Genomic DNA, 14,519 nt, shown 5'->3' on the forward strand with positions numbered 1-14,519 from the left:
TCTCCTCGATTTATCATTTTTATGGCATCCCTTCGTATAATTTCTCTTTCTTGATCGGACACGCTTCGTAAGTCTGTTTTTTCCATCAATAAAGATACAAAAAAATATATTAATTAAAGAACTATTGGTTCCGGGTTAATATCTGTCTCCTATGAATGGAACTAAAATTAATTCGAGTAATCAAAAATGTGACTTAGGAAAACAGCCCAAAATTCACTAGGTAGTTCAATCAAATTTTCCTTTTCTTTAAAACACTTTATAGATTCCTTGAATTTAAGTTTTTGGGAAATTTGACCTGCTTTCATAACATAGAAACCACATTCAATGAGGTATAAAAAAGACATTGCTACTAGGGTTAACAATACCAGTTATAAAGTATAAAGTTACTATCTTTTAGAAATTTTCTTTTTCTTCTTACTATTTTTATATATTTTTGGTTGAAAGTGACAATTTCAGCCACATTTCGTCCAATTTATGGAAACTAATAAGCTTCAAAATCACAAAAAAACGCCTTCTTTAAGAGGGAGAAACACCAAGCGACCTATCTCAGAAAAAAGATATTTTTTTTTAATTTTCCTTTTATTCTCGAACTTCATTTATTCTCAAAATGATTTATCTGTTGATGACGTTGCTTTTATTTGTGAACACACTAACTTATCCATCGAAAAAAACCTTTTATTAGGCACACGGGCATTTATCCTAGACATAAATGAAACCAAAACAAGTTATACTTTAAACAACTCAAAAGAACAAAAACAACTCGAACAAGCATTCATTCCAATTCAAAAATTTCTAAAAAACAATTCCAAAGAAATAATTCCTCTCATTTTTAAAGGAACCTATGATGAAAATCAATTACGCCTTTTTTTAAAGAATTACTTTGTTGAAAAAATTTATTTTCAAAATGAAGTTGATTGGCCAAAAATAGCTTCATTAAAAGAAAAAGGAATTCAAATTCTTGCCATTTTTAAATCCGACATAGTTAGTACATCAATTGAAAGAATACGAAAAGAAAACAAATACAATAATAGATTTTCTTCAGATCCATTGCACAAACTTGTGTTATTTAAATCCAATGCTATCACTGACAGTATACTTCTAAAAAATTGTTTTGAATTATGGAGAACTACAGGAAAAGCTCCTAATTTCATTGTTGCCCCAAAAATTAAAATATCAAATCTAAAAATCATCACAGATTCATTAAACCAGACAAGACGTTTTAGAGGTGTTTTGGAATACAATGGTAAAAGATTGAATAAAATATCTTGGATAAAATCCCCGAAAATCAGTACACCTGCCAAATTCTCTTTTCCTCTCACCAAATTGAGACTGGTACTTTCTCCTTATAAAAACGGATATAGAATTACTCCCGCAGAAGTAATACATCATGTGAGTCTAAGTGATGCTCCTCGAATTTTCACTGCCTTTGATGTCATTTTAAAAGACAAGCTTATTTATGATTTTTCTTTTGATAATGAAATTGTAAACAGCATGGAACCTGAATGGAGCAGAGCTATTTCTAAAGATATTTCATTTGTAAAAGATTCGAAAAGAGGTAATGTTCTATATCTAAACACATTGGACTCGTTTATTGATTATTCAAAAGAAAACACATTGAATTTTGAAACACCTATAAGTATTTCTGTTTGGGTAAAACCAGACAGTATTCCTCAATTTATGGGAATTCTAGGTTTCGGAATGGCTTTCTCCTTCAAACTAAAAAAAGGAAATCCTGATTTTACTACGGCAACCATAAAAGATCATGTAATCAAACATCCACTCAAAATTCATAAATGGCATCACTTGGTTGCGATTTACAACCCAAAAACTACCATCGAATTTTACCTTGATGGAAAAATGATTGGAGAATCAAATATTACTGATATAATCCCCTCCAACCAATCACTTGTAATAGGTAATAATATATGGGGAGAACAATTTTATGGTTCTATCGATGATTTAAAAATATGGGACAGAGGTCTTTCTTCAAAAGAAATTGCTACTCTATACAATTACAAACCTATCAAAAACACCAATATGTTTTCTGTTTTTATTGGTGTTTTAGGTTTAATCGGATTAGTTGTTCTAGTCATTTACATAAGAAGAAGACTAATTAAACGTTCAATCTCTACTCCCAAAAAAGCTTCAAAACCTCAAGTAATTCCAACCCACACACAAAATACACTTCGCCTTTTTGGCGATTTTGAGATGTACCTTGCTTCAAAAGAAACAACACTTTCATTTTCGCCTTTGCACAAACAACTACTTTCATTTCTAGTTTTAACAACTTTAGAAGACAAAGAAGGCGTTAATACGAATAAACTTACAGAAACATTTTGGCCAGGAGCTCCAAAACTAAAAGCTAAAGAAAATCGCAATGGAAACATACGAAAGTTAAGAATGGTATTGTCAGGAATTGATGGACTAGAAGTAGTTTTCGAAAACAAGAAATGGCGTATTCTAAACAATAGAAAATTAAAAATTGATATTTTCTTCTATACAAAACTTAAAGAAAATTTAGAAGCCAATTTGATGAATGATAAATTTTCTTTAGACGAACTAGAAGCTTTTCTTGAATTGGTAAAAAAGGGAAACATCCTTCAAAATACACAAACTGAATGGACAGATTATTATAAAAACAAAATATCTAATGAAGTAGAAAATCTCTTATCTAAAATTCACAAAGCACAAAATAAAAACTTACCTCCACAATTGAATATTAAAATTGCAAAAACAATTCTTTTATTTGACAATCTAAATGAAAATGCTCTTGGAATTTTGATTACTGAATTGGTGTCCTCTGGAAAGCATGGTTTGGCACAAAACGTTTATACTACTTTTGCGAAAAACTATGAAGCTCTTTATGTCGAATCCTTTGACGTCAAATACCAAAGTTTTATTAAAAAATAATCTCCAAAAACTACAATTGGGATTAATTTTGCAAATAAAATTAAGTCGTTCACCCATTTGCTCACCTATTTAGACCTCATATCCACTTATCTTTAGCTTTTTATAAAAACTAAATACAGATACCCATGAACTCTAACAGAAGAGATTTTTTAAAAAAAACATCCATTGCAGGAGCTGGTTTGGCTCTATTACCAAATTTTTTGAGTGCAAGTAACTTCAATACTTCATCTACGGCATTTAGATCTAAATATATGGGAGGTTTTGTTGCTCCCAAATTAGAAACTGTCCGTTGTGCCTTTATTGGTGTTGGAGCTAGAGGATCTGGACAAGCCTCAAGAATAGCTTCTATAGAAGGAACAGAAGTAATAGCTATTAGTGATTTATATGAAGATCTAGCTACTAAAACAGCTAAGAAATGTAAAGAAAAAGGAAACGGACAACGTCATAAAGACATTACTATATATACTGGTGGCGAGAATGATTGGAAAAAAATGCTAATAAAAGAAAAACCCGATGTTGTTTTTATTTGTACTCCTTGGAAAACCCATGCTCCAATGTCAATTGAAACAATGAAAAAAGGAGCACATGCATTTGTTGAAGTTCCTATTGCTGTAACTCTTGAAGAAATGTGGGACATAGTAAAAACGTCTGAAAACACACAGAAACATTGTATGATGATGGAAAACGTAAATTACGGGCGTGAGGAATTGCTATACCTTAATATGTGTAGAAAAGGAGTTATTGGAGAGCTACTTCATGGAGAGGCTGCTTATATACATGAATTAAGAGGTCAAATGAAACAAGTTGAACGAGGAACAGGATCATGGCGAACATCACAATATGCAAATAGAGATGGAAACCTATATCCTACACATGGACTAGGTCCTATTGCTCAATATATGAATTTAGCAAGAGGAGAAGATAATTTTGAACGCATAGTTTCTTTATCATCACCAGCAAAAGGGAGAGAGTTATATGCAAAAAATAATTTTGGAAAAGACCATAAATGGAATCAATTGGACTTTAAGGGAGGAGACATAAATACTTCTATCATAAAAACTACAATGGGTCGTACAATTATGGTACAGTGGGATGAAACAAGTCCACGTCCATATTCAAGACACAACCTTATACAAGGAACAAAAGGAACTTTAACTGGATTTCCAACTAGAATAGCACTAGAAGGAGGTGTTGAAGGAGCAACTAAAGGACATCATCAATGGGCTCAAGGAGATCAATTAAAAGAAATTTTTGAAAAATATGAACACCCATTATACAAACGTCTAGGTGAAATATCTAAGAAAAACGGAGGACATGGAGGTATGGATTACATGATGTGTTACAGAATCATTGAATGTCTAAGAAGTGGATTGCCTCTGGATCAAAACGTATACGAGGGCTGTTTTTGGAGTTCGGTAAGTCCTTTAAGCGAAGTTTCAGTTGCAGAACATGGAAGTTCACAAAAATTTCCTGATTTCACAAAAGGAGATTGGAAAACAACAAAACCTTTAGATATTGTTAATTAAAATTAAAAAAAGAGAATGAGTTTTAAGACTCAAAAATTACTTTTTTGAATTTCAGACAAACAACCTCGAGATAAAACCTCCAGAAATTCTCTATTTTAAAACAATAAAAAGCCATTTCGATTTTAATTGAAATGGCTTTTTATTGTTTTAAAATAGTATTAATATTCCTCTTCTCCCTCTTTTAGAGGTACATCTTGCATAACAAAATCCACATCATATCCAGGTTTACTGTAATCATATGCCCAACGCTCAACAGTTGGTATTTTCCCTGGCCAATTTCCATGTATACTTTCAACAGGAGTAGTCCATTCTAAGGTTGTAGATTTCCAAGGATTTTGTACAGCTGTTTTTCCTTTGTAAATACTCATGAAAAAGTTAACTAAGAAAATAATTTGTGCGGCACCTCCTAAGATAGCAAATAAGGTAATTACAATATTCACATCTGATAAATCATCGAACAATGGGAATGCTGTATTTGTATAATATCTACGAGGTAAACCAGCCAATCCGATAAAATGCATTGGAAAAAACACACCATATGCAGCAATTGCAGTAATCCAGAAATGCCAGTATCCTAATGTTTTGTCCATCATTTTACCATACATTTTAGGAAACCAATGATAAACACCTGCAAACATACCGTAAATGGCAGAAACACCCATTACTAAATGGAAATGCGCAACTACAAAATAAGTATCGTGTACATTGATATCCAAAGCACTATCTCCTAATACTAATCCTGTCAACCCTCCTGTCACAAAAGTAGAAACCAAACCTATGGAAAACAACATAGCCGGATTCATTTGTAAATTCCCTTTCCAAAGAGTTGTGATGAGATTAAATGCTTTTACCGCTGACGGAATCGCAATTAATAAAGTTGTAAATGTAAAAACAGAACCTAAAAATGGGTTCATTCCAGAAACAAACATATGGTGACCCCACACAATTGTAGACAAGAATGCGATTGCCATAATAGAACCAATCATTGCACGATACCCGAAAATTGGTTTACGCGAATTGGTAGCAATTACTTCAGATGCAATTCCTAATGCTGGCAACAATACAATATAAACTTCAGGATGTCCTAAAAACCAAAATAAATGTTCAAATAAAACAGGTGAACCTCCTTGGTAATGTAAAACTTCTCCACTTATAAAAATATCCGATAAATAAAATGATGTTCCAAAACTTCTATCAAAAATTAATAGTAATGCTGCAGACAATAATACAGGGAAAGAAACTACACCGATAATCGCCGTGATAAAGAATGCCCACATTGTAAGTGGCAATCTTGTCATTTTCATTCCTTTTGTTCTTAAATTTAAAATCGTAACGATATAATTCAAAGATCCAATCAATGAAGAGGCAACAAAAATAGCCATAGATACTAACCATAATGTCATTCCCATTCCTGATCCAGGAATTGCTTGAGGTAAAGCAGATAATGGAGGGTATATAGTCCATCCAGCAGAAGCAGGTCCAGCTTCAACAAATAAAGAAACAACCATAATCACACTTGAAATAAAGAACAACCAGTAAGAAATCATATTCATGAATCCTGATGCCATATCACGAGCACCAATTTGCAATGGAATCAATAAGTTACTAAAAGTACCACTTAATCCAGCTGTTAACACAAAGAATACCATAATTGTACCATGAATAGTAACCAATGCTAAATACATATCAGGATCCATAATTCCATCTGTCTGATGGCTTCCTAAGAATGCTTCAACGATAGAAAAAGAATGATCCGGCCATGCAATTTGCAAACGGAATAACATTGACATAAGAACTCCAATTACCCCCATAATAATTCCGGTAATCAAGAACTGCTTAGAAATCATTTTGTGATCTTGACTAAAAATATATTTAGTTACAAAAGTTTCTTTATTATGATGTTCTGACATATTTTTATTTTTTTTATTCTCATCTGAGAATGAAAATGTTTATCCTTTAAGATTCATTATTTACTACTTCAGTAAGTGTTTTTTGTTGGCTCAACCAGCTATAAAAATCAGCTTCTTCTTCAACAATAATTTTCATTTGCATATTATAGTGAGATGCCCCACAAATTTTATTACATAATAATAAGTAATCAAATTCATAAGGTTCTTCACCTTTTTCTTTTCTAACTTTATTAACACGAGCAACCTTACGAATGGTTTCTTCATTAGCTCTCATTTCTTCAGTAGTAAATTTAGGAGTAAATCCAAATTCTGTAACCATTCCAGGTACACAATTCATTTGAGCTCTAAAGTGAGGCATATAAGCAGAATGCAATACATCTTGAGAACGGAATTTAAATATAATTTTATGTCCTTTAGGTAAATGTAATTCTCTTACAGGTATATCATCAGCTGAATTCGGGTCTGACATATCAACCCCCATGGTATTGATACCTTTAATATTTCTAACATTTCCGCGTCCTAAAGTATTATCGGCACCTGCATATCGAGCTTCCCATTGGAATTGTTTAGCATATATTTCAATCACGATTGGATTTTCTGCATTTGACAAATCCATAATATTGTTCCAAGCATACAAACCATAACCAATTAACAATGTTAGAACTATCGTTGGTACCGTAGTCCAAATCACTTCTAGCTTATGACTATCTGCATAAAAAAAGGCTTTTCTATTGTTGATACCTCTATATTTAAAAGAAAAGTAAAATAACAATCCTTGAATTATAAATTGTACAATTCCGATTAATATAAAAGTTATTAAAAATAAATTATCATCATGTTCTCCTTCAATAGAAGCAGATTCTGGTAACATTAAATCATTCAAGAAGAACAAACAATAGCCCATTAAAAGATAAAACCCAATTAAAAAGACTAAAAACAACTTTCCGTGGATGTCATTATCCTTCTCGGTTGCGACAGGGTTTTCATCAATTTTTGAAATTGCAGAAACCTCTTCGTTTTTATCGTTTCTTAAAATAACCTTCCTGTAATTTGCCAATTTATTCAATTGCCAAATCCCTAAAGCTACTGCAACAGCTAAAAAGATGTAAAATAAAGCTAGCATAAATTTGATTTATTTATAATTGTTAGTTAATGAAATATTAGTAGTGAAATTTTTCACTTTCTTTTAAGAAAGGATTTCCTTTAGCTAATAATGGTGCTTTAGCGATTGATGAAAAAACAGAGTAAATAAACAATCCTAAAAAGAATACTATTGCACTAATTTCAGGAATTCCAAAAAACCATTCACCTCCAACCGTTGCAGGCATAATCATAATAAAAACATCTGTATAATGTCCTAACAATACAACCAAACCAGTTCCGATGACAATATTTGGAATTCTTTTATAATCACTGTTGATTAATAATAATATAGGGAAAACGAAATTCATAGGAATCATTATCAAAAATGGAAGTTTATACTCCTCAAATCTTTGAATAAAATAGGTGGTTTCCTCAGGCATATTTGCATACCAAATCAACATAAATTGAGAAAACCATAAATAGGTCCAGAAAATACTAAATCCAAACATATATTTAGCCAAATCATGTATATGGCTATCATTTACATATTCTAAATGACCTTTAGATTTTAAATAAATTGTAACCATTGCAATAACAGTAACAGCTGAAACCATAAAGGTTGCTAAAATATACCATGCAAATAAAGAACTAAACCAGTGAGGATCCAAAGACATAATCCAATCCCAAGACATCATAGATTCCGTAACTAAGAAGAATCCTAAAAATGCCACAGACATTTTAAAATTCTTATTATAACTAACTAAATTAGTCTCATTATCTTCAGCCAACGAAGCCTTTCTTGACAGATGTCTATATAAATTCCAACCTGTAATATAAACAATGGATCTTATTGTCCAACCTGGTATATTTAACCACCAACTTTTCCCTTCAATAAGTGCATCATAGTTGTCAGATGTAGGGTCTACGGTTCCAGGCTCCATCCATATAAATAAGTGGTGTACGTGTGCTGAGCCTAAAAGCAAAATAATTAACAAGATAATTGTTACTGGTAATAAATTTCCCGTAATACCTTCCATTACTCTATAAAGTACAATAGGCCAACCAGCTTGTGAAACTCTTTGAATCGCATAAAAGGCCAAAACTAAAAGTGTTATTCCAAAGAAAAAGAAACAAGCAACATAGAACGCAGCCCAGGGTCTATTTTTCAATTGATGATACACGTGTTCAGCATGACTATCTCCATGATCTTTTTCTCCATCAGCTACAACTTCATGAGTTCCCTCTGAATGTCCGTGAGCCTCTTGTTTGGTTTCATCATGATGCGATACTACATTTTTGTCGTGAGCACCTTGCGCATTTTCTTCATGGTGTAAATGTTCTTTTACTTCTTCAATTGAACTTGGCGTTGTTAAAAAACCCGAGATTACTCCCACAGCCCCTAACACCATTAATGCCAATGCAATTGTTTTTAATTTTCCTGAAAACTGATACATATATTTCGAATTCAATCTTTATTAAAGATTATTTTAATAAATCGTTTCTTAATTTTTGAACGTGGTTTACAACTTGCCAACGTTCTTCTCCTGTCAATTGAGAAGCATGAGATCCCATAAGGTTTCTACCATACATAATTACATGGTAAATACTTCCTTCTGTCAAATCTCTATCTTTATAATTAGGTATTCCTAAAAACTTTTCTCTCTTAACCAAATCACCTTGTCCATCACCAGTATTACCATGACATAAAGCACAGTAAATTACATATAATTTTTTTCCTTTTTCACTATTTAAAGTATAATCCGTTAAAGGAGATTTTAATTCAGATTTTGCCAAATCATAACCTTCAATAGAATTTGGATAATCATAAGGTACATGTCCTCTAGCAATCGTTCCTTTAGCAGGTAATCGAGAATCCATTCCATTCGCAAAAGTAATATTTACACCATATGTCTCATAAGCTATAGAAGTATACATATCAGGCATAAATTGAACCTGAGGCTTTGTTTTATCATTACATGAAATAAAACCAATGGCTACAAACAAAATTGCTGCTATTTTAGTTATCGTATTTCTCATTTCCTTAGTGCTTTTCAATTACGTTAATTTCAACTGCTCCTGTTTCATTTAACAAAGAAGTTAATTCTTCTTCATTATTATTATGAATCGAGATTTCCATTAAAAAATGGTCATCAGTAGTTCTTACATCAGGATTTTCAGCAGATTTAAATGGCCAAATTCTACTTCTCATATAAAATGTGATTACCATAAAGTGAGCTGCGAAAAAGATAGTCATTTCAAACATAATTGGCACAAAGGCAGGCATGTTTAAAAACCAACTAAAATTAGGTTTACCACCAATATCTTGAGGCCAATCCTGAATCATCATATAATTTGTCATCCAAATTGAAAAGCCCAAACCAACCAATCCATACATAAATGCAGTAACTGCCAATCTAGTAGGAGCCAATCCCATTGCTTTATCTAATCCATGCACCGGAAATGGTGTAAAGATTTCATCAATATGAATATGTTTTTCTTTCACTTTCTTAACGGCATCCATCAGGATGTCATCATCATTATATAAGGCGTGTATTACTTTATTACTCATGATTTCCGTCTCTTAATTTTTTATAATTTTCTCCTGATAACTTTAGAATTGATTTTACTTCTGCTTGAGCAATCACTGGAAAAGTTCGTGCATATAATAAAAATAAAACCCCAAAAAACCCAATAGTTCCAATAAAGATACCTATATCTACAAATGTAGGCTCAAAACGTGCCCAAGTAGATGGTAAATGACCTTTACTTAGTACAATTGCAATAATGTCAAATCGTTCAAACCACATTCCAATATTAATCGCAATTGAAATTAAGAATGAAATGATAAAACTTCTTCTAAACTTTCTAATCCACAACAGCTGAGGAATTAAGATGTTAAACAATATCAAGGACCAAAAAGCCCAACCATATGGTCCTGTTGCGGCTCCTACAGACATATAAGTGAAATTCTCGTAAGGCGAACCAGTATACCATGCAATAAAGAATTCAGTCGCATATGCTACTGCAACGATTCCTCCAGTAAACATAATTACCATATTCATGTATTCCACATGTAAACGAGTAATATAATTTTCAAGATTTGTAACCTTTCTCATTATACCCAATAAGGTTTGTACCATTGCAAATCCAGAAAAGATTGCTCCTGCAACAAAATAAGGAGGGAAAATAGTTGAATGCCATCCTGGATTGATTGAAGTAGCAAAATCCATAGATACAATTGTATGTACAGAGAGCACCAATGGAGTAGCCAAACCAGCCAATACCAAAGAAACCTCTTCAAATCGTTGCCAGTCTTTTGCTCTACCAGACCATCCAAAACTCAACAAAGCATATATTTTTTTTTGAAAAGGCTTTACTGCTCTATCTCTTAACATCGCAAAATCTGGAAGTAAACCTGTCCACCAAAAAACTAATGATACAGACAAATAAGTAGAAATTGCAAATACATCCCAAAGTAATGGTGAGTTAAAATTGACCCATAAGGTTCCAAATTGATTTGGAATAGGCATTACCCAATATCCATTCCATGGACGTCCCATATGAATTATAGGGAACAAGCCTGCCTGAAATACAGCAAAGATAGTCATCGCTTCCGCTGAACGATTAATTGCCATTCTCCATCTTTGACGGAATAGCAACAATACAGCAGATATTAGTGTACCAGCATGACCGATACCTACCCACCATACAAAGTTTGTAATATCCCAAGCCCATCCAATGTTCTTGTTCAATCCCCAAACTCCAATACCCGTTCCAATTGTATAAGAAATACATCCTATACCCCATATAAAGGCAATTAATGAAATAGTAAATGCTATGTACCAATTTTTATTTGCTTTACCTTCGATAGGTCTTGCAATATCAACCGTAATATCATGGTAGCTTTTCTCCCCTAATACTAATGGTTCTCTAATAGGTGCTTCGTAATGAGACGACATAATTTATATATTGTTTCTTAATTAATTTAGTTTACGCTTCTTCTGTGTTTCTAACCTTAACTTGGTATAAAACATTATTATCTGTTCCGATAAATTCCAATAAACGATACGCTCTTTTATCTTCTTTTAATCCAACGATATCATCGTTTGATTCATTCACATCTCCAAAAACCATTGCTCCAGTGCTGCATGCAGCAGAACAAGCACAAGAATCATTAAACTCACTAGGAGCAACTTTTCTTCCTTCTCGTTTTGCTTTTAAAATAACAGCTTGCGTAGATTGAATACAGAAAGAACATTTTTCCATAACTCCTCTGGAACGAACAACAACATCAGGATTCAATACCATTTTACCGTAGTCATCATTCATATTGAAATCGAATTCAGAATTATCATTGTATTTAAACCAGTTAAAACGACGAACTCTATACGGACAGTTGTTTGCACAATACCTTGTTCCCACACATCTATTATAAGCCATTTGGTTTTGACCTTGACGACCGTGAGATGTTGCAGCAACAGGACAAACAGTCTCACATGGAGCATGATTACAATGTTGACACATTAAGGGTTGGAAAGATACTTGAGGATTTTCAGCCTCAGGAGTTTCTAAATTGTAATAATCATCTACTGAATCTGAAGTAGAATTTGTATTATTTTCTCTAGCTTCACTACCTGCATCTAATTCAGAAGAATAATATCTATCAATACGCAACCAGTGCATATCTCTACCTACACGTACTTCATGTTTCCCTACTACTGGTACATTATTTTCAGCATGACAGGCAATAACACAGGCACCACATCCAGTACAAGCAGTTAAATCAATAGATAAATTAAAATGATGTCCGATACTACGATCTTGATCATCCCATAAATTCACAGAATTCACCTCTACCTCTTCATGTTTTAAAGAAACTTTGGTTATCTGATTCCATGATTTTTTTGGATCCAAATTTGAATTGCTATAGTCTTTAAAAGAAACTTCTTTTAAGATTTCATATCTACCAGCAATTGTATGTTGTAATTGTTCACAAGCAAACTTATGAGCACCTCCAATATTTTCAATTGAAGCGACTTGAACATTTTTAAAATCTTTTGCCAAAGTGTAAGCATTTACCCCCACTTGCATGTCAGTTTTCATCGCTTTGGTTTTACCATATCCAACCGCCAAACCTAAAGAACCTTTAGCTTGACCAGGTTGAATTAACACAGGTACATTTTCTAATACAACACCATTTACTGTAATATTAGCATATTGACCATCAATCGCTCCATTATCTCTAACAGGATTTGAGAATCCTTGTTCAGTTGCATCTGCCTGAGAAATTAACAAATAATTATCCCAACATGCCCTTGTCAATGGATCTGGTAATTCTTGTAACCAAGGGTTATTCGCTTGTTGACCATCACCAATCGCAGTAGATGGGTATAATGTCAGTTCAAACCCTCCTGTATGAACAGAAGACAACAACACATTTGCTGATTTTACTAAATCAATAGAATTTGCAATTAACTCAACTACTACTAATTCGCTGGGAGTAAAAACACCATTATGTAAGGCTTGATTCCAAGATGTCCCTTGTAAAACTTCAGTATTCCAAAAGTTTTTAAGGTAATTATAGTACGACTCTTCATTCCCAGACCATGATAACAAACAGTCTTGAAATTGTTTTGTATCAAATAATGGGTTTATCGTAGGCTGTGTTAAGCTATAAGATCCTTCTTTTATTTGTACATCTCCCCACGCTTCAAGATAATGAGGTATTGGTAATGTATATTGTGAAATACTAGCAGTCTCATTTTCACTCGATGCGAAAGCAACTGAAAGTTTTACTTTTTTTAATCCTTCAACAAAAGCAGCACTATCTGCTAAGGTATATACAGGGTTCGTATTATAGGTAATAATAGCACCAACTTTACCAGAATTCATCTCTGACAATAACAAATCAACAGCAGTATCGTTCCCTTGTCTTGTGTATCTTACAGCATAAATATCAATCACTTCACTCTTTAAATAAGCATTTAAAGCAAGTGAGATTAACTGAGCATTTTTATTTTGTATGCCTGTAACAACAACTCCGTATCTTCCAGATTTTTTTAATTGTTTAGCCGCATTTGAAATTGCAGCATCTCTAGGCGTTGCCTTTGATGGCAAACTTTCTCCCGTTACAGCATTGTATAGATTAATCAAAGCATAAATTTGCTCTGACGGTTTTAATACGATTCTCTTATCAGCATTTGAACCTGTCAAAGACATATTTGCTTCAACCTGAATATGACGAGACATTTTACCTGCGCTTACATTTCTACCTTCTACATAACTTTTTTCATAACCGCCTTGCCAATCAGCCAAGAAATCAGCCCCAATAGAAACAATCATTTTAGCATTAGAAAAATCATAATTAGGCAATGCTCTTTTACCATAAACCTCTTCAAAAGCATCTAAAGTAGCAGATTCAGATAGTGCATCATATTGTACATGCTCAACATTTCCATAAACGGCCTTAAATTCAGAAATTAATTTTTCCGTAGAAGGACTAGCCAAAGTTCCCGTTAATAAAACAATTTTCTCTCCTGAATCTTTTAACTCTGCTAATGTTGCTTTAATTTGCGTGTTAACATCAGACCAAGATGAATTATTACTATTCACTTTAGGTCCTTTTAGACGCAAACTATCATACAAAGACAACACAGAAGCTTGAACTCTTGCGTTCGTTGATCCGTTAGCCAATTTATTAGGCATAACCAAAATAGGTCTACCTTCTCTTGTTTTTACTAAGACATTTGCAAAATCATAACCATCAGCGATAGTACTCGCATAATGATTTGCTATTCCCGGTGTGATTTCTTCTGGTTTTACAACATATGGAATTGATTTTCTAACGGGACCTTCACATGCCGCCAACGAAGCAGCAGCAGTTGAAAACCCAACATATTTTAAAAAATCACGACGAGATGTTGAAGACTCTTCTAAACTCTCTTTATCTCCTAAAAACTCATCTGCCGTCATTTCAGACACAAATTCTTTTTCTTCAAGCTTAGCAACAATCGAACTATTTTTGTTTAGTTCTTCAACACTTTTCCAGTATTTTTTGTTAGATGCCATATTATATATAGGTATTTATAAA

The 14,519-nt window shown here is 33.0% G+C and carries 9 protein-coding genes; 2 read left to right on the forward strand and 7 right to left on the reverse strand.

The window, feature by feature from the left end:
• Positions 1–474: 474 nt before the first annotated feature.
• Together V5787_RS04350 and V5787_RS04355 are read left to right on the forward strand one after the other, a co-directional pair.
• Positions 475–2,910: a LamG-like jellyroll fold domain-containing protein gene (locus V5787_RS04350; RefSeq protein WP_336892047.1), complete on the forward strand. Its 2,436-nt coding sequence runs from the start codon at positions 475–477 to the stop codon at positions 2,908–2,910.
• 125 nt (positions 2,911–3,035) lie between these two features.
• Positions 3,036–4,436: a Gfo/Idh/MocA family oxidoreductase gene (locus tag V5787_RS04355; RefSeq protein WP_336892048.1), complete on the forward strand. Its 1,401-nt coding sequence runs from the start codon at positions 3,036–3,038 to the stop codon at positions 4,434–4,436.
• A gap of 158 nt (positions 4,437–4,594) precedes the next feature.
• On the opposite strand, the gene V5787_RS04360 is transcribed toward V5787_RS04355, so the two are convergent.
• The 7 genes from V5787_RS04360 to V5787_RS04390 are packed head-to-tail and all read right to left on the reverse strand — an operon-like array spanning position 4,595 to position 14,497.
• Positions 4,595–6,346, reverse strand: coding sequence for a cbb3-type cytochrome c oxidase subunit I (locus V5787_RS04360; RefSeq protein ID WP_336892049.1), 1,752 nt, complete (start codon positions 6,344–6,346; stop codon positions 4,595–4,597).
• A 46-nt stretch (positions 6,347–6,392) separates the two neighbouring features.
• Positions 6,393–7,469, reverse strand: a complete 1,077-nt coding sequence (locus V5787_RS04365; protein WP_336892050.1) for a cytochrome c oxidase subunit II — start codon at positions 7,467–7,469, stop codon at positions 6,393–6,395.
• A gap of 37 nt (positions 7,470–7,506) precedes the next feature.
• Positions 7,507–8,883: a quinol:cytochrome C oxidoreductase gene (locus tag V5787_RS04370; protein ID WP_336892051.1), complete on the reverse strand. Its 1,377-nt coding sequence runs from the start codon at positions 8,881–8,883 to the stop codon at positions 7,507–7,509.
• A 28-nt stretch (positions 8,884–8,911) separates the two neighbouring features.
• Positions 8,912–9,466 (reverse strand): cytochrome c, encoded by a 555-nt coding sequence (locus V5787_RS04375; RefSeq protein WP_336892052.1) that lies wholly within the window; start codon positions 9,464–9,466, stop codon positions 8,912–8,914.
• A 4-nt stretch (positions 9,467–9,470) separates the two neighbouring features.
• Positions 9,471–9,998, reverse strand: coding sequence for a DUF3341 domain-containing protein (locus V5787_RS04380; protein WP_336892053.1), 528 nt, complete (start codon positions 9,996–9,998; stop codon positions 9,471–9,473).
• The gene (nrfD, locus tag V5787_RS04385; protein WP_336892054.1) at positions 9,991–11,388 is read right to left on the reverse strand and encodes an NrfD/PsrC family molybdoenzyme membrane anchor subunit; all 1,398 of its coding nucleotides are present in this window, start codon (positions 11,386–11,388) and stop codon (positions 9,991–9,993) included. Before nrfD ends, V5787_RS04380 begins: the two co-directional genes overlap by 8 nt.
• A 31-nt stretch (positions 11,389–11,419) precedes the next feature.
• Positions 11,420–14,497, reverse strand: coding sequence for a TAT-variant-translocated molybdopterin oxidoreductase (locus V5787_RS04390; protein WP_336892055.1), 3,078 nt, complete (start codon positions 14,495–14,497; stop codon positions 11,420–11,422).
• Between the last annotated feature and the right edge of the window lie 22 nt (positions 14,498–14,519).

It is taken from the genome of Flavicella sp. (genome assembly GCF_037132785.1).
In the GTDB taxonomy this organism is placed as follows: domain Bacteria; phylum Bacteroidota; class Bacteroidia; order Flavobacteriales; family Flavobacteriaceae; genus Flavicella.

Bases quoted from the DNA above. Each gene is read 5' to 3' on its own strand.
- V5787_RS04350 (WP_336892047.1), top strand. From the start codon at position 475: ATGGAAACTAATAAGCTTCAAAATCACAAAAAAACGCCTTCTTTAAGA.
- V5787_RS04355 (WP_336892048.1), top strand. From the start codon at position 3,036: ATGAACTCTAACAGAAGAGATTTTTTAAAAAAAACATCCATTGCAGGA.
- V5787_RS04360 (WP_336892049.1), bottom strand. From the start codon at position 6,346: ATGTCAGAACATCATAATAAAGAAACTTTTGTAACTAAATATATTTTT.
- V5787_RS04365 (WP_336892050.1), bottom strand. From the start codon at position 7,469: ATGCTAGCTTTATTTTACATCTTTTTAGCTGTTGCAGTAGCTTTAGGG.
- V5787_RS04370 (WP_336892051.1), bottom strand. From the start codon at position 8,883: ATGTATCAGTTTTCAGGAAAATTAAAAACAATTGCATTGGCATTAATG.
- V5787_RS04375 (WP_336892052.1), bottom strand. From the start codon at position 9,466: ATGAGAAATACGATAACTAAAATAGCAGCAATTTTGTTTGTAGCCATT.
- V5787_RS04380 (WP_336892053.1), bottom strand. From the start codon at position 9,998: ATGAGTAATAAAGTAATACACGCCTTATATAATGATGATGACATCCTG.
- nrfD (WP_336892054.1), bottom strand. From the start codon at position 11,388: ATGTCGTCTCATTACGAAGCACCTATTAGAGAACCATTAGTATTAGGG.
- V5787_RS04390 (WP_336892055.1), bottom strand. From the start codon at position 14,497: ATGGCATCTAACAAAAAATACTGGAAAAGTGTTGAAGAACTAAACAAA.